This is a genomic window from uncultured Paenibacillus sp., assembly GCF_963515335.1.
Classification (GTDB): domain Bacteria; phylum Bacillota; class Bacilli; order Paenibacillales; family Paenibacillaceae; genus Paenibacillus_I.
On record NZ_CAUPYC010000003.1, the window covers coordinates 92,609 to 112,972 of the forward strand.

16 protein-coding genes and 1 riboswitch are annotated in these 20,364 nt (G+C 57.3%); of the genes, 7 read left to right on the plus strand and 9 right to left on the minus strand.

Going from position 1 to position 20,364, the window contains the following annotated elements:
* Positions 1–4 precede the first annotated feature (4 nt).
* The 3 genes from RWM61_RS01955 to RWM61_RS01965 all read right to left on the minus strand — a co-directional run bounded on the left by RWM61_RS01955 (position 5) and on the right by RWM61_RS01965 (position 3,294).
* On the minus strand, positions 5–871 hold the full coding sequence (locus RWM61_RS01955; protein ID WP_313996789.1) for a sugar ABC transporter permease: 867 nt from the start codon (positions 869–871) through the stop codon (positions 5–7).
* Positions 872–942: 71 nt separating this feature from the next.
* Complete coding sequence (locus RWM61_RS01960) at positions 943–2,289, minus strand: sugar ABC transporter substrate-binding protein (RefSeq protein ID WP_313996791.1); 1,347 nt, start codon at positions 2,287–2,289, stop codon at positions 943–945.
* Between the two features lie 168 nt (positions 2,290–2,457).
* Complete coding sequence (locus RWM61_RS01965; RefSeq protein ID WP_313996793.1) at positions 2,458–3,294, minus strand: AraC family transcriptional regulator; 837 nt, start codon at positions 3,292–3,294, stop codon at positions 2,458–2,460.
* A 564-nt stretch (positions 3,295–3,858) separates the two neighbouring features.
* Here RWM61_RS01965 and RWM61_RS01970 point away from each other — a divergent pair.
* The 7 genes from RWM61_RS01970 to RWM61_RS02000 all read left to right on the plus strand — a co-directional run bounded on the left by RWM61_RS01970 (position 3,859) and on the right by RWM61_RS02000 (position 10,712).
* Entirely contained in the window at positions 3,859–4,518 is a 660-nt protein-coding gene (locus tag RWM61_RS01970) for a hypothetical protein (protein WP_313996795.1), read from the plus strand.
* Between the two features lie 11 nt (positions 4,519–4,529).
* Complete coding sequence (locus tag RWM61_RS01975; RefSeq protein ID WP_313996797.1) at positions 4,530–5,390, plus strand: RAMP superfamily CRISPR-associated protein; 861 nt, start codon at positions 4,530–4,532, stop codon at positions 5,388–5,390.
* 30 nt (positions 5,391–5,420) lie between these two features.
* Positions 5,421–6,287 carry a helix-turn-helix domain-containing protein gene (locus tag RWM61_RS01980; protein ID WP_313996799.1) on the plus strand — a complete coding sequence of 289 codons (867 nt, stop codon included), beginning with the start codon at positions 5,421–5,423 and terminating at the stop codon, positions 6,285–6,287.
* A 148-nt stretch (positions 6,288–6,435) separates the two neighbouring features.
* Positions 6,436–7,203 (plus strand): CRISPR system precrRNA processing endoribonuclease RAMP protein Cas6, encoded by a 768-nt coding sequence (gene cas6, locus RWM61_RS01985; RefSeq protein WP_313996801.1) that lies wholly within the window; start codon positions 6,436–6,438, stop codon positions 7,201–7,203.
* A gap of 21 nt (positions 7,204–7,224) precedes the next feature.
* Positions 7,225–7,305, plus strand: a complete 81-nt coding sequence (locus RWM61_RS20180; protein WP_399537695.1) for a hypothetical protein — start codon at positions 7,225–7,227, stop codon at positions 7,303–7,305.
* Between the two features lie 608 nt (positions 7,306–7,913).
* Positions 7,914–10,037 carry an AAA family ATPase gene (locus tag RWM61_RS01995; protein WP_313996805.1) on the plus strand — a complete coding sequence of 708 codons (2,124 nt, stop codon included), beginning with the start codon at positions 7,914–7,916 and terminating at the stop codon, positions 10,035–10,037.
* A 285-nt stretch (positions 10,038–10,322) separates the two neighbouring features.
* Positions 10,323–10,712, plus strand: a complete 390-nt coding sequence (locus tag RWM61_RS02000; RefSeq protein WP_313996876.1) for a hotdog fold thioesterase — start codon at positions 10,323–10,325, stop codon at positions 10,710–10,712.
* A gap of 118 nt (positions 10,713–10,830) precedes the next feature.
* Here RWM61_RS02000 and RWM61_RS02005 read toward each other — a convergent pair whose 3' ends face one another.
* From RWM61_RS02005 to RWM61_RS02030, 6 genes are all read right to left on the minus strand, one after another.
* Complete coding sequence (locus tag RWM61_RS02005; protein ID WP_313996808.1) at positions 10,831–11,055, minus strand: hypothetical protein; 225 nt, start codon at positions 11,053–11,055, stop codon at positions 10,831–10,833.
* Between the two features lie 83 nt (positions 11,056–11,138).
* Positions 11,139–11,222, minus strand: a riboswitch (cyclic di-GMP riboswitch).
* 86 nt (positions 11,223–11,308) lie between these two features.
* Positions 11,309–11,545, minus strand: a complete 237-nt coding sequence (locus RWM61_RS02010; RefSeq protein WP_313996810.1) for a DUF6953 family protein — start codon at positions 11,543–11,545, stop codon at positions 11,309–11,311.
* A gap of 88 nt (positions 11,546–11,633) precedes the next feature.
* The gene (locus RWM61_RS02015; RefSeq protein WP_313996812.1) at positions 11,634–13,061 is read right to left on the minus strand and encodes a TIGR02679 domain-containing protein; all 1,428 of its coding nucleotides are present in this window, start codon (positions 13,059–13,061) and stop codon (positions 11,634–11,636) included.
* Positions 13,062–13,093: 32 nt separating this feature from the next.
* Complete coding sequence (locus tag RWM61_RS02020) at positions 13,094–17,230, minus strand: TIGR02680 family protein (RefSeq protein WP_313996814.1); 4,137 nt, start codon at positions 17,228–17,230, stop codon at positions 13,094–13,096.
* Between the two features lie 121 nt (positions 17,231–17,351).
* Positions 17,352–18,572: a TIGR02678 family protein gene (locus tag RWM61_RS02025; protein WP_313996816.1), complete on the minus strand. Its 1,221-nt coding sequence runs from the start codon at positions 18,570–18,572 to the stop codon at positions 17,352–17,354.
* Positions 18,569–20,122 carry a TIGR02677 family protein gene (locus RWM61_RS02030; RefSeq protein ID WP_313996819.1) on the minus strand — a complete coding sequence of 518 codons (1,554 nt, stop codon included), beginning with the start codon at positions 20,120–20,122 and terminating at the stop codon, positions 18,569–18,571. Before RWM61_RS02030 ends, RWM61_RS02025 begins: the two co-directional genes overlap by 4 nt.
* Positions 20,123–20,364 lie beyond the last annotated feature (242 nt).

Below are 20,364 nucleotides of genomic sequence, written 5' to 3' on the forward strand. Positions count from 1 at the left end.
CCCCTTATTCGTAGTGCACCCATCGCCGGGATAAGTAAAAATTCAGCATCGTGATAGTCAGAATAATCATGCCGAGAATCCACGCCATCGCCGATGCATAGCCCATGTTCATGTACCGGAAGGCATTCTGAAACAGGTAGTAGACGATTGTTGTCGTGGAGTAATTCGGACCGCCTTCCGTCATAATCTGAAAACGCGGATAATCCTGCAGAGCCGCGATTATGGCGGTGATGAGAATATAGAGAGTCGTCGGCGAAATGCACGGAACCGTGATGTGGCGGAACTGCTGCCAGCGGTTGGCCCCGTCGATTTCCGACGCCTCGTAGAAGCTCTTGGGGACGCCCTGCAGCGCGGCCAAGTAGAGGACGATGTTGATGCCAAGTCCCGCCCACACCCCTTGAATAATCATGGCCGGCATGGCCCACCGCTCGCTGCTCAGCCAGGCGGGGCCGTTAATTCCGACTTGCTCCAGCAAGTTGTTGAGCAGCCCGTAAGTGTCATTGAAAATCCATTTCCAGAGCAACGTGAGCGCGATGACCGAGCTGATCGTGGGCAGAAAAAACAGCGTCCGAAAGAAGCGGATCCCGCGAATTTTCTGATTAAGCGCTGTCGCTAAGCCCAAGGCGAAAACCATCCCAATCGGGATGCTCAGCGCCGCATAAAATGTATTGTACAGCGTTTTCCAGAACAGATCATCCTTCACAAGCTTGGCATAGTTATCTCCGCCGCTGAATACGGGAGCCTTGTAGCCGCTGTAATCGGTGAAGCTCACGTAAACGGAATAACTCAACGGGATAAAGGCAAACAGCATAAATCCCAGGATCGGCGCAGCGATAAACAGATAGGCCCAAAGGTATTCCTTGCGTTTCATGTTCGTCCTCCATCGCTTAAGACGAAGGAGGACGCTCAGCGGCGTTTTCCTTCGTCCGTCTCCTTGCGGCTTTATTTGAATAAAGCGGGATTCCCTTCCTTGATGGCCGCGTCAATCTTCGGCTTGAGCTCGTTCAACAGATCGCCAGCCGATTTTTGGCCCTCCCACATGGGAGCCAGCCCTTGGGCAAGCGTGTCATACCACTTGGCGTTGGGCAGATTGGTCCACGGACCCGCAACCTGGGTCTCCGCTGCTTTAACGAACACCTGTGCATTCTCCGGCTTCTGGCCGGGCTGCAAGAATACATCCGTCTTCGCCATCGACTTGAAGCTGGGGATGGAGAAGCCCATCAGGGACTGCTCCTTCTGCCCTTCTGGTCCGCCCAAATATTCCACAAGCTTGTATGCAGCTTCCACATACTTTGTCTTGCTGTAGATGCCAAGTCCGACGGAGCCGCTGGTCCCTCCCCAATCCTTGGTCGGCAGAGGAGCCACGTCCCAATCAAAGCTGAGCTTGCGGAATTCCGGCACCATCCAGCGGCCGGTTATCATCATGGCCAGCTTGCCCGTCTTGAACATTTCGCTGTCGTTCAAGTCCTTGAGGGCAGCCGAGCTTGGCACGACGCCATATTTGTTCGTGAGGTCCGCAGCAAACTGCAGGGCATCGATGGTTTCCTGGCTGTTGCCGATAAACTCGCGCTTATCGTCGCTCAGGAACTTGCCTCCGTTCCCAAACACGAAGCCCTCCCACCAGATCGGCCCCATCCCGTACTGCGTAGTCTTGCCATTGCTCACAACCGTCAGCTTCTTGGCCGTGTCAAGCAGCTTCTCCGGCCCCATCGGCGTCTCCGCATCCGGGAAGGGAACGTTCATTTTGGTGAAAAGATCCTTGTTATAGTAGAGCACGGTAGGTCCAATGTCCTTCGGAAGCGCATAGAGGTTCCCTTGCCCGTTGGCCGCTCCGTCGTAGCGATAGCGGGCCAGCCCCGAATCCCACATATCGGCGGTATCGATGTTGCTGTTCTTCACGTAATCGTCGATGGGCAGCAGCAGATCCTGGCTGACCCACCTGCCAAAGTCGCCGTCCGGGACATAGAACACATCGGGAGCATTTCCTCCCGCAAGAATCGTGTTCATTTTGCCCACGTAATCGCCTGACGGAATGTGCAAATAATTCACTTTAATCTTGGGGTTCTTGTCCTCGAATGCTTTAATCAGCTTCGTGAATACTTCTTTTTCGGACGGATCCCCCCATCCCGCAAACTGAATTGTAATGCTTTCATTTGATAGCGGCGTGTTGACGGTACCATTAGCCGGCTTCTGACTGTTCTTGCCGCACCCGACCAAACTGCCCATAAGCAGGATCAAAGACATGGATACCAACAATCCTCTGCCCAATTTGCTTTTCCATAGAATCATCCTTATTAACACCCCTTGTTTTATTCTTCCTTGCACCTTTTATTATTAGGGAGAAATTCTCCATAAACAATTGTGAAAACGCTTTATTAAATCTGCAAAAAAAAACAATTCCGAATCGTTTTCGACGGACGAAAAAATCCCCTAACAAGGGGGATCGTTGTGCTCCGCCTACTGATTTTGCTTGCGCCACTCAAGCGGCGTAATTCCAAACGATTTGACAAAAAAATCATAAAACCGGCTGGAAGATGTAAAGCCGACTTCGGAAGAGATCGAATCAATTGCTTTGTTTGTTTGCTGCAGCAAGCGCTTGGCTTCTTGTAGTCGAAGGTTGATGATGTACTGCTTAGGAGAAACTCCGGTCCATTCCGAAAATTTCTTGCGCAAGTTGCTCTCGGAAAGAAAATGCCGTGCCGCCAGTTCGTTAACCGTAATTTGGGTGTAATAGCTCGCATGTATTTCCTTCAACACTTCTTCGACGATCGCCTGGTCCGCCGTACTCTCGATCGCCGGAAGGATTGTTCGATTTCGCTGAAAAAGCAGCAGGGTCGTCTCAAAGGCAATTCGCATGAGGTTATTGGAGTCTGCGCTGTGCTCGGCCAACTTCCACTCCTTCTCCAACTGAAAGAAGCTGATCTCAGCCCAGCGCAAGTCGTCTTCATTGAGATGAGCGCTACGAATTCGATGAGGCTCTCGCTCGGCATTGTGAAAGAGGTGCTGACAATAAGCCGGGAGCATATCGTGGTAAAAATGCACGGAAACCCCCTTCCAAGGTTCCGTGCAGACGAAGCCATGATGGAGTTGGGAAGGGATCAAAATGAGGTCTCCCGCGATGACTTTCATATTCTGTTGCTGCGAGCTGTAGTACCCCTCTCCATCCAAAATAAGCGTCAATTCATCATATTCATGAGAATGCGACATAAAGAGGCCCTCGCCCTGCTCTGCCTGAAAGGTATGAGGCTTAAAGCGTTCCAAACTGATCACGAAGGATTTTTTATTATTTTTCATTTTCCTCTTCCTAACCCGGACAAGCCGGAGCCAATAGGATTTTTGTAACCTCATGTTGAAATTAAGAACAACTAAAAAACAATATGGGAATTGCGATGTTACTCACCGAGCGATATACAGACAAAATCAATGGCGTACTGTCCTGTTATGATCGGACCGTCATTCACGGCAACATTCCGGACCTTTGCTTTGACGGCGCGATGACCGCGTATTTGTACAGAACAATAGCAAGACTTTCGACTATCCTGATTAGGCTCTTAAATTCAAAGATCCAGACCATCTCCAGATAGCGGCGATTCGAAGCTTGAAACTTCGACATGGGTTTATAAAAATCCTATTGGTTCCGGCTCGTCCAGGTTAGGTGAAGTCTACCACACCCGTCAGCAAAATCAAGACTGAATTTTCCTGCAAAATGCGTCCAGCTTCGGAGGCGTCAAAATCTTCCTGGAATATCTCGAGAAAATCAAGCTGCCCCAATGTTGGGCGCTATCTCTTGCGATTTTAGTCATTTACATGCCGCATGGTAATATATTACTACTGGTACCTATTCGCAGGATTGGTGTGATGATGATGATGGCCATGCCGGTCACCCATTTCATCTTCGAGCGTCAACCGGGTGCCTGTTGGCGGGGCAGCACCATGGAAAGTCCGCTTAGATGCGCTTGCTGCGGAATGACTTACGGCCGCGTGACGGCGATTTCGGAGCTTCGGATGGACAGGTATAATCATTGGCACTGGCATAAGGACCGCAACAGCGGCGTCATATGCGTGCCCTGCGCTTACGTTTTGCGGACGGAAGACTTTCGCAGGAAGGATTGGGTCGCCGATCCGGAAGGGGTTCGTTTTTTCCGCCGCAAAGAGCCCGGGGAGAAACAGGCGCTGATGAAAGCCGTGTTCCTGCAGCCGCCGGCTCCTCCTTTCGCCATAGCCGTCACACCCGACTTCAGGAAGCATATGGCGCTGAGGACGCAGCTGAATTACTTCACGGATGTATATTCGGTCCAATACGGCGAATATTCCGTTCATCTGCAGCGCGGTCAAGCGAGGGCGCTGCTTGAGGCGGCGGCCGTCGTCCGACGGGCGGGGGCTTCCAGGCAGGATATCCTCCGCGGCCGCCTCGACCCTTTGCTGCGCGGCAGGGTTGCCGGCATCGACCGGATGGAGTCGATGCTGGCCGAGATCCGGCCCTCGCCGCTTCTTTCCCTGATTCTGGAATTCGCATAAGGAGGTGAAAGATGCCGGCCTTTTTGCAAATCGATGGAACGGTAACGGTTCTCCAGCCGCTGACGCATGTCGCAGACTCGCCCGATGAAGGGCTCATCGCGCAAGGCAATCAATTGTTTCACCGCAAAATGAAGGTATATACCGCAGAAGGGCCCGTACTCGTGCCCGTCATCAGCGGCAACAGCATACGGGGCATCATGAGGAGGCTCGGGGCGGCGGCCTTTCTGGAAATGCTCGGCCTCGACGGAGACGGCATTCCGCCCAAGCTGAAGCATCTGCTTTTTGCCGGAGGCGCGCTTGAGGAGAGCCGCAAAGGCAAACGGCAGCCGGCGGATCCTGAAGCGTCCTCGACCGGGCCTGCAATTGCGCCCGCCGAACTGCGCCGGCGGATCCCGCTCCTCTCCCTGCTCGGCTGTTCGTACCGCCAGCATATGCTGCAGTCGAAATTAATCGCCGATTTCCTCGTCCCTTGTGTGGACGAGATCGCCGAGCTTCGCCGACAGCCCAAGCCCGGCATCCAATCGTATGAAATTACCGGCTGGCTGTTCTATACAAGGACGAACGAGCGCGGGAACGAAGCTCCCTCCAAATCGAACCAAATGATCTACCAGATGGAGTATGTCATCCCGGGAACCGTGTTCCTTCACGGCTTTACGCTGATCGGAACCGACGATATCGAAACCGCGCTTTTCCATCACCTGCTGGAGCTGCTCACCGCTCACGGCCGTCTGGGAGGGAGAATCAGACAGGGCCACGGGGCGGTTCGGTTCGACTATAATGCCCAAAGCCGAGACGCCGCTCCCTACACGGCCTATGTAAAGGAGAACAAGCCCGCGATTGTCGATTTTTTGCAGCGCACATGGAATTTTTAAAAAATACCGTTTAAAAATGGGGGATGACAGATGGGTGGAAGGCGGGAACTCGAGCCGTTCATTTATCCCTGGTCGTTAAATCTCCGCGAGTTCGATCCTTCGCTGCTATTGAAAAGCTCCAGGTTCATGTCCCGCGAAGAATACGTCATTCATCCCGATGACCGGCACGCCTTCGACCGCCAATTGCGGGATGTACTGGCAGGCCATGTTTCCGTCGAGGAATTCCGCATCATCACCAAAGGCGCGACGCGCTGGCTGGAAAACCGGGCCGTGCCCGTTTATCCGTATTGGGTTTACGGCGTGTGCGTCGACATCACCCCTTACAAGAATCTCGAGCACTCGGCGCCGTACGGAGGAAGTGCGGCGACGGCTGCTTCCCAAAGCCCCGATTATCTGTTCATTGTGAGCGGCCAAGGACGAATTTTGTACACCTCCCCTTTAATCGCAGACTGGGTGAACGATGATTGGCCCTGCGTCCTGGAGAAAAATCTCATCCGGAACGTCGATCCCACTGACCGCGATGAAGTCCGAAGCCGGTTGAACGATCTGCTGCAAAGCGATGAGCCGAAAAAATCCGTCCTGCAATTCAAAAATATGCACGGCATACGCATTGGCGTCGAGCTTGCAATCATTCCTGTCGAGAACGGGCTTGACGCAAACAAGTACACATTGCTGTTTATTTACTCCAACTCCGATCCCGGCAAACATTTAAGGGTCGCCATGTCCGAGCGCAATGTCAACACCGCGGAGCTTGCGCGGTTGACGGGCGTATCGCAGGCGACGATCTCCAATCTGAAAACCGGCAAGGTCGCGAAACCGCAAATCGAAACCGCCCGCGCAATCGCACAAGCGCTAGGCGTCACGATCAAGCATATATGGCCGAACTTGCGCTATTAGGCAACAATACCTCCATATAGTGTTTATGCGCCTGAGCTTACGCACAAGCACACTATTTGAATAATTGAAAAAAAACGATTATGGGGAGACTTTCCAAGCATATTTAGTTCAGAGATAGGACTATCGTGCATGAAGGAAGTGAGGGGATATGATTGCCTGCGTGGTGCTGATGCTTGCGCGAAGGGATCCGTCGTCCGCAAACCGTGTCTACCCGAATTACATTCATGCGATGATTTACGAAAGCTTCCGGGATACGCCGGACGGCGCCCGTTACCACAGCTCGGGGACCGCACCGTTCGCCATCCGGGAAATCGAGCCGCTTGCCGGCGGCCGGCTGTATGTTCGTATCGTGTTTCTTGACATCCGGCTGCTGATGCCCTTCTATTCCCGTCTGCGTCGGGAAAAGCATATCCGGTTGGGAGCCTTTCATTACAGGGTCGAGAAGATATGCATGCATCCCGAAGACCATCCCGAAGCGGGCATTGTCGGGTTCCACGACCTTCATCGATCCGGCGGCGCAAAAAAATGGCGGTTGACATTCGCGTTCACCGCCTTCAAGCACAACGATATGTCGATCTTATTCCCGCTCCCCTATCACCTGGTAAGAAGCCTGCATGCCAAATGGGCCGCCTTCATTCGTCCGCCAGCAGAGCCGCCGCCCGGAATGAAAGAATGCGTCACCGCGCTGGCATCCGGGCTGATCGTCAGCTCGCACCGAATCGGCACCTCGATTTACAAGGTCCGTCCCGACCTTGATTTGACGACTTTCTCGGGCCGGGTAACGGTCGAAAATAAGCATGCCGATCCGTCATCGCGTGAGCTGCTGAACGCCCTCCTGTCCCTGTCCCCCTATGCGGGAACCGGCTGGAAATGCGCGTACGGCATGGGTCGTGTGAATGCGGTTGCGATCGGATAGGCGAGGGATGCGCCGCCATGTTTGCCGACCTTCTCATCCGGTTCGAGCTCTGTACGGAAATGGTCGTACCGGATCATCCGATCCCGTTCGAGGCGCTTCTGATGAAAGCCCGGGCGGTAAAGGATCTTGCCCCTTTGGATCGGGATCCGTTCGGACTCCCCCACGTTGAGTTGCCGCTCGCGCGCCATCCCGATTACCCGCAGCTGTATTTAGCCGGCTTGGGATTGATCGAAGCGGCCGGAAGGCACGTCCAATTCATCACGAAACGCCCGGAAAAAGATATACCGGACACCGTCGATCTGTCCGGCGGTTTCTTCAAGCCCGTGTTCCGCACGGTGTATACGCTCGCTCCCCCGATTGCCGTCACCTTCCATGCCCGCGGGAACAAGGCCGCCATAAGCGAGCTGCTGCCGTTCGTATACGCTGTCGGCGCCATGCGCGCTCAAGGCTACGGCCGGGTGTGCAAATATACGGTAGGGGAAACGGCGGAAGCCGGCTGCTGGGAGCATGAAGGCCGCCCCGGAAGGGCGATTCCGATTGAGTACCGGCCCGACAAAACGGCCGAATGGTATTACGCGCCTTTTCCCCTCGCGCTGCCCGGCTATACAACGCAAGACGTCCGGCTTTGTTATTTGCCCCGGCCGTACGAATGGCTGCGTATCGGCGAACAAGGCGGCACCCATATTCCTTGAAGGGCGGTGGATAAACGTATGCGCCGGTTCAGAGGCCGTGTGAAAACCTGGTCGACCAAAGAAGATGCCGTCTACGGGCATTTCGAGCAGTCGAACGGCAAGTCGTTTCCTTTCCGGTCCCCGTCGGTTCCACAGCCGCTGCCTTCGCCGGTTCGAATCTCCGGACAATTCGGGCCGGGCGGCATGTTCGTCGTCTCGGAGTGGGAACTGTCATGCCCGCTCGGTTCCTTTCTGCCGGATGAACTGATTGAAGCTTGTCCCCGGCTGATCCGGTCGATTGACGAAGGTCTCGGGGAAGCCGGCATAAGCCGTATCCATACCGTTCGGGAGCTTTGGGACGACAGGGCGAAGTCCGGAACGTCCGTCCGGCATGTGGCGCAGTACGTAAAAAGGCACTATATTCTGCCCAATCTGGAATGCCGCTTGTCGCCATTTATGCTATCCCAGAGGCAGATCCGGGATATCCTGGCGTTCTGGTCCGTACGCAGTTTGGAGCACCTGAAGCGCAACCCTTACCGGCTCGCGGAGATCCCTTCCATCCCGTTCCGGGTTTGCGAGGTGCTGGGCAGAACTCTGGGCCTGTCGTCCTCTTCGGCGGAACGGATCGAGGGCGCCGTTCAATATGTATACACTCAATATTTGAATGGCGGGGATAGTTATTTACGAATAGGCGAGCTGGAAAACCGCGCCTACCGGTTATTGGGGGGGCAAATTCCGTTGCCCGCCATCCGGCGGCAAATCGAACGCTTTATGGCGTCGGAATCCGACCGGATCGTACGCACGCACGATGGATTGGTGTTTGACCGAAACCTGTTTTTTTCGGAAATTCAGATCGCCCGGCGTCTGGTTGACCTGACCGAGGAACGAGATCCTGCCGGCCTCACGGCGGAGGCCACGGCTGCCATTCTGGAACGACTGACGAAGCAAGGCGTACTGCCGGAGCTGAACGAGGAGCAGCGCAGCGGCCTGATCGCCTTCTGGCGGCATCCGGTGCTGCTTGTGGCCGGGAAAGCGGGCACGGGCAAAACGGCCTGGATTTCCTTTCTGATCGCCATGCTGCAAGCCGTACGGCCGGATATCCGCTTCAAACTCGCCGCCCCGACCGGCAAAGCGGCACGCAGAATCAGCCAGGTGACGGGTTTTCCGGCTCAAACCATCCATGCCCTGCTCGGCAGGGGCATCGGCAAAAACAGCCGGATCCTCTATCACTACAAGCGCAAGCCGCTGCAGACCGATGTGCTTATCGTGGACGAGGCAAGCATGGTGAACGAATATTTATGGCGCGATTTGCTTTGGGCGGTGCGCGACGGAACAAGACTGATCTTTGTGGGCGATCCGAATCAGTTGGAACCGATCGGGCCCGGCAACCCGTTCGCGGATATGCTCCGTTTCGGCTTTCCCGCCGTCCGGCTGAGCCGCAATTACCGCAACGACTCCGCCATCCTGGCGCTGGCGGACGCCGTCTTGTCGGGAGAAGCGGACGAATCGCTGCTGCAGGGCAAAGGCATCGCGTTCATTCCTTGCACAAGTGCCGAACAGGCCTTGCCGCTGCTGCGAAAAGCCTATGCGGACCGCGACGGCGACTGTCCGATCGTTACGATGTATAGGGAGGAATCCGCAGTCGGCGTGGAGAAGCTGAATGCGTGGATGAAGCGGCAGGTCAATCCTTCCCGCGGATCGTGCGGTACCGCGACGTTCGATATCGGAGACCCTGTCATGCAAATCGTCAACACCGGCATTGCGGATAACGGGGACATGGGGCGGATCGAGGCGGTGCATCGGCAGAAGGGTGTGCAAATCGCGTTCGAGAGCGGACTCGAGGCGTTTTATTCCCCGGACGAATTGAGTGATTTCATCGAGCTGGCGTACGCGATTACAACCGCCAAAACCCAAGGCAGCCAATACGAAGGCGTCGTTATTCCTATTCTGGATATCCGGCACGAGCTTTCCCACCGCCATTCGATGTGGTACCGGAATTCGTTGTATACGGCCGTGACCCGCGCCAAAAAAGAGCTGGCCATCATCGGCGACATACAGGAATTCATCGCCGCCGCCGAACGATCCGGACGATCGCGCCGCACCCGGTTGTTAAGACGGCTCGAAGCTTATTTGGGGGAGCGCTTCATCCCCCGGCAGCCCTGAATCAAGGGATGACCTACAATTGAAACTCGAGAACGTGCCGATTGAGCTTGTATAACCCACGAATCCCTGTAAGGGATACCGGGGGCCGGGCATGTCGGGCTTCCCGCCCGCCCCCCCTTGCCGATGCATGCCGTTTGCTCTTTGCCATAAGGTGTATTTTTTCCCATCATCCTTGATATAATCGAAGCAAACATCTCTCAGGGGGTTATCGCATTGGCGGAAGTGATCGTCTCGGAAAAGCTGTTGGCGTTATCCGGATTGGACCGGGACGCCTTTATCAGGCAAATGACGGAGCGCAGGCAAGGCACCGCCATGGAAGCACTGGACATCGAATATGTGGAGCTCGATCCGGACCGCGTCGTCATGACGATGCCGGTCGGACCGAAAACCCGGCAGCCGGCGGGATTGCTGCATGGCGGCGCATCCGTCTTATTGGCTGAAACGGCAGCCTCCATCGCGGCTGCGTTGAACATCGACTTGCGGCAATATGCGGCCGTCGGACTCGAAATTAACGCGAACCACTTGCGCAGCAAGCGGGACGGCCTCGTTACCGCTGTCGCAACCCCGCTGCACAAGGGAAGAACGACGATGGTGTGGGATGTAAAAATTTCCGGCGAAGACGGGAAGCTGGTCTGCGTGTCCCGCTGTACGGTAGCGATCGTCGAGCAGCGTTAACCGGAATCAGCGCTTTGTTTCTCATGCAAGTCCCTACTCTCTATCCAGCAGGCGGCATAATCGAAGCTTTCGCACAAAAGCCGGCCTTAACCGGCCGGCTTCCCTGTCGGGATTATCCTTAATTCAATCTCGATATAATGCCGTCTTTGATAAATTGCTGAATCGTCTTGATCGGGATGTCGGTCTTCTGATAGGCTTCCATCAAGCTGGGTCTGGGATGCGTCTTGATATAATCTTTGACTTTCTCAATATCCAAGCTGTACTTTTCCAAACAATCGCCACAGAACATCGACCTGCTGTTCAGCATGACCTGACCGCAGCTCGTGCAATTGGAAAGCGCCATCCTCTCACCTCTCCCTGTACGGGATCTCACTTCCAAACAAGCAAGAAGCTTATCCATGTTGCGCATAGATAAGCTTCGCCTCTATTTGCAACTGGCTGGCATAGTTGAAACCCTTAGCCCCTCTAGCTTTGCGCCATCATTTTTCAATGATTTTGCCCTGATATGAAGTTGAGCGAACGATCACATACTCCCTTCATTATAGCAATATACGCTCATTTGACAAGCATCGACACGATCGCCGTTAAAATCAAACTCAGGTCCAGCCCCAGAAGAAGCCGTCGCGATCCCACGCGATTTTCCCGCCATGCAGCTTTCGGAACGCCTTTATCACGTCCTTCGACAGCGACTGGTTGCCTCTCTCATTCACGAACACAAAAGCTTCACCGAAATGCGACCGCACATATTCGATCGCATCGCTTTGACGGAGGATGCCTCTGAATCTGATTTCCTCCACCATCCACTCCGCAACCTGCTGCGCTGTCGGTTCCAAGGCGCACCCCTCCTTCATTTTTTGTGTCGATCATTTCGCCTCGCACCATCGTTTTTTCGCTTGCCGGGAACGCAGGTGCCTAACGACCTTAAAAGGACGGGTGCCGCCCTTCCAACGCGTTCAGCCAGTCCGCTCCCAGCATAGAAACGATTTGTTCCTGAAACAATTTATACCCGCTCTTAACCATGTCGTCTGCCAGCCGGGCGTCCCATAATGCCTTGAATTTACCTAAACGCACCCGTTCCTCCCCGGTAAAAGAAAGCCTGCGCCCGTTTCCCTCAACCCCATGCGCATACGTTCCCGCGCCGAAACGCCACTCCGTAAATCGTTCGCGGTAACGGGCTGCCAGCACATTGCCTATTTCCAGGCCTTTAATGTCAAAATCACCGGAGTAAAAGAGCCGCCCCGACCACCGGCCCTGCTCGATGAACCGGTCGATCAACCGCAAGGCGGCGGCGCTCGCCGGCCCGCTTGTACAGAGGAGGAGCGGGCGATGCGCGCCGGAGGAAAGCTCCGTTCCCGCACGCATACCCGCCTCCGCCAAATCCACCAACGTGGAGAAGACAGGCGGATTCTCAACCACATACACATCGGTAAACGGTTCAAACCGCTCGGCTGCCTCTACTTGTCTAAGCGTTAGAACTCCCGGCAGGACCGGGCGCTCCCCGTTCGGATCATAAAAGTGAACGATCGAGGAGATGTCGTCATCCGCGATCCCCGCCGTACGATAAATATCCCTTACGAGCAGACTGTCCAATCCTGCCGTCGCATCGGATACCGCGTTATAGAATGAACCTTCCACCGGCGAGTCTCCAACCTCGTTCCCGTGCACGCTTTCCTTCAGCGCTTGAAAGAACAGCCTTCCCGCGGGCCTGGTCCGGTCGAGCGCATGCGCATCCCCAGACACTTGAGCCGCGAGCACCGGCAGCCGAATCGAACGGAGCTGCAACGAACCGCTCCTCACGCCGGCATCCCCTGTCAGGATAACGTTGAAGGCGCGTGCAGCGTACGTCAGCGGGCGCACCGCAGCGGCAGGCGACTCCCGCATCAATTCCTTCAACGTCCGGTAGCCTCCCGCGGCGCCTTGCATTAACCGCTCCAGCCAATCATTCAGTTGCGAATGAATCCGCTCCCCTTCACCCAGCAGCGTTTCCCGGACTTCGCGGAAAACCGCAGCCCATGCTTCCCGCGCGAGCAGTTCACGATCCGTCTTGGTCAGCAGCGGCTTGCCCGTGAGCACGGCATGCAGCTCGGCAAGCGTGTACGGAAACGATGAGTTCTCCAATTCCCGCTCAAAGAGGTGAAGCGGCACCTTGATCGTCTCCCCGGGTTTCCGGTTCCACCCGAAAAACGTGTTGACCGCATCGCATTCCTCGGCGGTCGCGGCAGCAATCACCGCGTGTCCGCCGACCTTTTCGAGCCCCGCATATCTCCGCCAGACCTCCGCAAGCATGCGGCGAAACCCCGGCTTCAGAAAATAACTCCGCGTCTTCTCGGCGAGCGTCTTCTCCGTCATATCAACGGCCGCCTCCGTATAGCGAATGACCTTTATCGATTAGACCCATCTTCCACATACTCCTTGACCTTTCCGTTCCAGCGATAGCGGAACAGCGTGACGAAATCGACGTCCTTCGGCCGGTAGATTTCATAAATCGCCAGCTTCGGCACCGTATCGAAGCAGCCCCAAAGCACCTGGGACGTCATCATATAATCGAAGCCCATGTCGGTCAACAGCTTGAACATATCGCGCATGTTTTCCTCATCGACACCGGCGAACGCTTCATCGAGCGAGATCAGTCGCGGAGCATCCGGACGGGCGTCGGAATAACGCGACCAGGTGGCGGCAAACAGCGGAATATACATCGCCATCGCCTTCTCCCCTCCGCTCAGCACGTTGAATCGGGCATCCGTCAGCGGCCGGTAGCCGGCTTGCTCGCCTTTGCGGTATTTCAACTCGAAACCGAACCAGTTCCGGTAATCGAGCACCTCGTACAGATGCTTGCGCAGCGACTCCTGCTCCTCTTGCGCACTCTGCTTCGCATAGCCGATTTGGGTCCGGAAATGCTGGATCATCGCATCGATCTCGTCCTCCCGGAGCCGGTGGGAGTCACGCTTCAGCAGCTCCACAAGCTGCGCGGTATCGAGTTGATTCTCGGTCGCGGCAGGCTTCGGCTGCCACTCCAGCTTCAGGCGAAGCCCGCTTGACGTGTTCCGCTCCTCCATCAGCTTGTTCATGTCGCGCACCCACTGCTCGGCGCGGTGAATCCGTTGACGGATCGCTTTGCCGACGCTGCGCAAAATAATTTCCTCATAAAGCTCGCGGTCCTTCTCGCTAAGCAGCGCGCCCTGCTCCTCCTCCAGCCGCTCCAGCTCCTCCACGAGCGCGAGAGGCGGCTGCGGACGCGTATGATCCCGCATCGACAGCACCAGAATCCGGCCCGTCGTTTCCTCGACCACCGTCTGCAAAATGTACTCGGTCAGCAGCATGCGGGCGGCGTTGAACTGCTCAAGCAGCTGATTCTTCACATTCTCCACGTTGCGCCCGGCAAAAAGCGCCTCATACTGCTGGCGCAGCTCTTTGGCAGCCGCCTGCGGCTGCTCGGGCCTATCGCCGGCCTCATCCGGTTTATCGCGCCATTCCGCCACCAAGCCGCGCTTCAGCTCGCTCCGCCACTCGTCCATTGTCCGGTCCAGCCGGATCCGGAGCGCCTCGACTTGCTTGCCCAGCAACGCCAACTGCTCGTCCGCCCTCGAGGCCTTATCTTTGGCGAGGTCAAGCTCATCCTCCACTGCCTTGCGCCTTGCGGTCAATACGCCCTCTTCCGTTCGCAGCTCTTCCAGCTTCCTGGCCACGTCGGCCAGCCCAAGCTCTTCGATAAGACGGCGGAGCGTCTCGACCTGCGCCTTGAACGCACGCCGCCGTTCGTCCAGCTCATCGGCCAGCGTCTCCTCGTCCTCCAGCTCGACGCGCACGCTTGCAAGCTCCGCGTCAATCCGCTCCAGGGACGCTCCGGCCTCGCTGTACTGCCGCCATGCCGAATGCAGCCCGCCGATGGCGCTCTCGTAATCCCGGATGACGATCAGCGCCTCCTGCAGCTCACTCTCCCGCTTCAGCCGCGACCACCCGGCCGTCAGCTCCGCCAGCTCCCGCTGCAGCTCGCGCCATTCTGCCGACTTGGCCTTGAAGCGCTCGAGCGCGCGTTCCTCCTGCTTCATCGCCGCTTCCAGACGATAGCCGGCCTCCTGCAGCAGACGCAAATCATGCTGCAGCCGAGCTCCGTCCGGGAACGCGTTCCGCTCCTCTTGAAGCGTAAGTTCTCGCGCTTGCAGCTCGCCGATTTCCCGCTCAACCGCCGCCGCCTCGGACTCAACCGCCGCAATGGCGTCCGCCAGCCGGGCGATCTCGAGCAGTCTGGTGCGCCTGCGGGTTTCCTTCCCGATATATTCCGCCCGCGCCTTCAGACCGGCCTTTCCCGCAAGCGGCCCGAGCTTGAATTCACCGTTCCCGGCCAATACGCCGTTCCACTCCCCGAACTCAAAGCCGCTGCCCCCTTCATCCCACAGGAACGTCCGCAGCACCGCATCGATCGCCGCAACGGTCAGCCCGCTTTCCTCCGATGGAGATGGAACAAGCACGTCCGCCAGCGTAAACCCGAATTCGATCGGATTCGGCACAATCCACGCCTCTTCCTGCCGATCGTTCAACCCGCCGAATTGCCCGTCCGGCGTAATCCAGGCATCCAGCAAGCCGGCTCGCTCAAGCGCTTCCTCGATGCGGGCCCGCGTTTCAGCCGCGACATGCGGCTGAAAGTCGCAAACCGCATAGAGCGGCGCCCCGGCGCGGACAGGCTTCTCCGTTCTCGCGCTTATGCGCGCCTCGCTTCGTTTCGGCTCAGGCTCCCGGCTCTGCTCCCAGCCTTGTTTCTCTTCGAGCAGCCGATCCCGTTCGCCGAGCAGGTCCGCTTTCCTTTGTTCGGCGGCCAGCCTTTGCTTCACCGCTTCGTCCCGGTTATCGGCATACCTCTGTTGAAGCGCGGCGCGCACGGGCTCCAACGTCCCTTGACCCGGTCCATAGGCGCGAATAGCCGCGAACGTCGCACGGACCGCTTCGTCGTCGAACGTCAGCATCCGCAGCTGCTTCTGCCAAACGAGGACCGCGTCCTTCATCGCTTCCTTGCCCTGCTCGAAGCGCTGCTCAATCCCGCCCCGTTCGCGTTCCGACTCATCCCGCAGCCGGCTCGCCTCGCCGAGCTCCGACTCCCGCTCCCGTGCCAATACAGCCGACTCCCGCTCTTGGCGGGCTTTGCCCGCCGCGGTTTCGACACGCTCCCGATGACGTTTCACATCCCGCCGCCAGGCTTCCCGCCACGATTCATCGGCCGGGATATCCGGCATCCAGTACCGGTGATAGACCGGATGCTCCGCGAACTCCATCTCCTGCGCCATCGACTCCAGCTCGTCCAGAATCGTCTCCTGCTCACGCCGGGCGGCCGACTGCCGGGCAGCCGACAGCTCCCGCTCCCGGTTCAGCTTCTCCTCCCGCTGCCGGCTTTTTTGTTCCCGCTCCCGCGAACGCTCCAGCTGCTTCTCCGTATCGGCGAGCGATACCGTCGCACTCTCAAACTCCCGCTGTTTGCCGATCGCCTCATGCTTCTCCAGCACGTTCCGCTCGACGCCGATCGTCTGAAGCCGCTCCTGAATGCGACCCCGCTCCCCTTGCGCCGCCGCTTTCTCCCGTTCCGCTTCCTCCAGCGCATGCGCGGACGCCTCCGCCCGAGCCGCAAATACGTCGTGTTCCGACTTGGCTTCCAGCAGCTCGCCCGCTTTCAAATAAAGCACATGCTTGTTGTAGCGGTCATAGCTCTCCTGCAGCTTCGCCATTTCCTTGCGGTGCACCCGGATTTCATCCAGCCGGTCGGCGAGTTGGTCCATATCCTCCAATACTTCCGACAAAGGGCGCAATTCATCCTCCACAAGCGGCGGCAGCGCCTGATGCAGAATCTCATAGATCGCCGACGGCTTGAAGTCCTTCGACAGCTTCGGACTCCGCAGTTGAATCATGAGCTGCAGCAGGTCCTGAAAAGCCTCCGTATCGGCAAAACCGAACAGCTGCTTGTTGACGAGCTCCCGGTAAGATCCTTGATCGTGGACAACCTGCCCGCCCGCGCCGATTCTAACCTCCAAATCCTTCCGGTCGAGCGGAATGCGGCTGCCCCGCTCCAGCCAATCGTTCCGGTCGTAGAGCCAGAAGTCGTGTCCGATCCGCCGCCCGTCATCGAGCAGGAATCCCCAGAACTGTACCTGGGCGGCGTTGCGCCTTGCCCTCAGGCCAATGCCGATCGTTTTGAACGCTTCCGTAACCGGATGGTAAAACTCCATCCACAAATACCCGGTCGCATCCGTTTTACCACCGTCTTCTTCCCCCAGCAAATAGTACTCGATGCGCCGGTCACGCGATCCGAACGGATCGAGCCGGTGCGCCCGTTTGTCCCCGTCCAGCACCAGCGGCAAGAAGCTCTGCATCGTGACGGATTTGCCTGATCCGTTGGCGCCGCGCAGAATCAGCCGTCCCTCCTCCAGTTGAAACTCCTCTTCATCGTAATACCAGAAGTTCAAGATGCCGACACGATTCATCCGCCAGCGCGCGTCCGTCCGTTCCGTGCCTCCCGTTTGACCGTCCGCCATTCTCATTCACCCCGAACGCCCCTATGGGCCAATTTATCGCAGCTCCTTGTCCTGACTTTCCCTATGACAAGTCTGTTCGTCAAAATCCGTGGCCGGACATTCTCCATGCCGGCATTCCCGCCTATTCGTCAAAATCCGTGTTCGCATATTCCGCATTCCAGCGGCCCAGCACCGGCGAGATCAGAAAGTGAGTTGTGTCTTCCCGCCGCCCCAGCCCCCAATCCTCAAGGTGCGTTAAACACAGTTCCGCCAGCTCCTGCGAGGACGACTCGCGGAACTCCTTGCTCCAGTAGTCTTTATGCCGAAGATGCAGCTTGTACAGAATCGTCTCCATCTCGGCCCGTGTGATCCGAATGCTGCCCTGATCCTCCGTGTAACGTCCGCTGCCCTCCTCATAGAGCTGCCTGCGCAGTTCTCCGGCAACCAGCAGCGCAATGTCCGAAACCCCCGACATCGTCGGAAACAATGCGCTTTCGCCCGTCAGCTCCGGGTGAAAGAAAAGCAGCCCTTCCCGGTACCTTCGCCCTTCCCAACCGAACGTCTTCCCAAGTTGGTCCATAATGGCCCGACGCTGCCACAGCACGTAGTTCAGGTCCTCCTCGTCCCATTCGGCGTCCGGTACGGCCGGCTCCAGCAGCAGCCTGCGGTACACCCGGTGACGTCTGCGCATCGACTGTCCGTCCTGCGTGTCCGCATACGGAATCGGATCGGCCAGTTCTTCCATGCGGCTGTAGGAGGTCAGATCCCGGGGAAACCGGCGCAGCACGTAGCGCGTATTCGGCGAGCATTCGAACAAGGCGTTCTTCTCCCGGTTCTGCGCCCAATCCCCTTCATCGCCGTCCACCGCGTGCAGCACGCCGAGCGATTTCAGCTTCTTGAGCGCCCGCGCCATCGACAGCCGATGATGATAGATCGTCCAATCCGCATCCAGCCCTTCGCCGGCCATTTGATCCCGGATATCCTCCACGATATCCGACAGCAGGAATTGGTCCAGCTCCGTCTTGCTCTCCAAATACCACAGCCCATACGTGAAAAATACGTAGTCTCTCGGTTCGCGGAATTCCGGAAAGCCCATCCATGGAAAAGCTTTTACCGGCGCCTTGTCCAGCTTGGCGATCGACCGGGTCATAAGAAGCGGGAAGCCGGCTTTGTCCATGAACCAATCCCGCAATTCTTCATAATAATCCTTGATGGCAAAATAAAGCTCCGGGTCCTCGCTCTTCGCGACCCACGGCCGGTTCAGCAACGCATGAACGCACGCTCTTTTGCGCTCCGCCGCCTGCTCCGCGCCGGCCCGGCTGCGGCCGACTCTTCGCACCGCCGATTCGCCCGCTGCATTCATCGCCTTGCCCACTCCTCTTCTCTCGCGGCCGCCGCTTCCCTCGCAGCATCCGTCAGCATAAATACCAGCTCATAATCGGCCATATGCAGTTCGCCGTCCTCCGAGACGAGCACAGTTCTTTCTTCCGTCCGCGGATTGGTCATGCGAATGCGGACGCCTTCCGGCGTCACGAAGGAATGGTTCGCCCCCGCCGTCATGCACCGGCCGATCCAGTGGAGCAGCCGCAGCCGCGTTTGGCTCGGCACCTTGCCCAGCTCCGAGATCCGGACCTTGCCTTTCGCCAAAAGCGCTTCTACCGCTTTCCATTCCTCCGCCTGCCGCAGCAGGAACGCTTCCCGTTCCCGCCGCTTCCGCTGCTCATTGTCGCGCACCGGCTCCGACTCCTGCCGCTCGCCGCGCTTGCGGCTGCGCGAGCGAAGCGTCCGCACCGTGGGCCGCTCTTCCCACATCGACATGTCCGCCCGGTCGGAGTCGCGCAGGTCCTCCCCTTGCAGATGGCGCGTCGGAAACAACCCGAAGGCGAATCCCGCCAGGCGGTGGGCATCTTCCATCGCATGCAGACCGGCGAACCAGCGGGCGAGATGCTCCAGCTCCTTTTTCCGGCTCAGGCCGGAACGCTTACGCTCCTGGATTCGAATGGCGCTTCGGACGATCCGTGCGATCGCGTCCTTGGTTGCACGCTCCAGCAGCGTAAGCTCGCTGGGCGAACCGCCTTCGCCGATAAACCAGCGCTGAATGTTCTCCCATCCCTGCCGAAGCTCCTCCAGCAGCGCTTCCCGGTCCGGCACGTCCTCAAGCCGCGGCTTGTTCAGCTCTCCCTCCACCGCTTTCTCCAGGAACATATCCCGGACATTTGCGTTGATCCGCAGCAAATTGCCTTCGATTTTGTAGGCGCTTCGCTGCAAGGCCTGCACGAAATTTTGCAAATAATTCGTGAGCTTCTCCTTGAAGACCAGGAACGCTTCGGCTACCATCATCTCCTCCGCCTTGGCGGTATGCAGGCTGGCGATATAGTCCGCGGCGTTCTCGTGCAAGCTGACGAACGACCGGTAGAGTATGTTCCAAAGCTCCAGCGCCGTCTCGGGATTGAGTTGATCGGCATCCCGGCGAATGGCGAACAGCTTGTCCGCGATCGTGTCGAACAAGGACGATTCCAGCGAGCCTCCATAGCCGGTCACCTTTTCGAGCGTCTCCAGCAATCGCTCAATTTCAATGGAGTAAGGACGGAGCAAATACTGCATTTTTTTCTTCAGGTACTCCTCCAGCGTGGTCGAGCGGCCCCCGTCGTGCCGGGCCGTCAGATTCTGCCACTCCACCAACTGATCCAGGTCGGCCTGGCACTGTTCGATCGTGTAACCGGGCCATACGCCCCACTCGCTGACCCCCGCAAACACCTCTTCGGGCTTCAGCCAGTACCTTAACCGTTTATACTCCTGGTAGAAAAAGCGCATAATGGCCCGGTAGCGGACCACATTTTCGGCGTTCACATATTTGAGCTCCGGCACATGGCGCAGCGATTGCGGCGGCAGCCCGGAAAGTCTCGCATCCATTCACCGTCCCCCTTTCCCTCTTTCCGTTTTCAATTGTTTTCATCATAAAATGTCCGCAATGCCTTGGCAAGCGGACTCTTTTGGAAGCTCCTATGTTACAATCGCCTACTTGACCATTCTCCTCTGTCAACGTTTGTCAGTAACATGCAAAAAACAGTGTCACATCGGGCTTCACGCAAATAAGAAGCGTTCAAGCGAAGCAAACCTCCTGCCCGAACACCTTTCGTCTCATCCGTATTTTC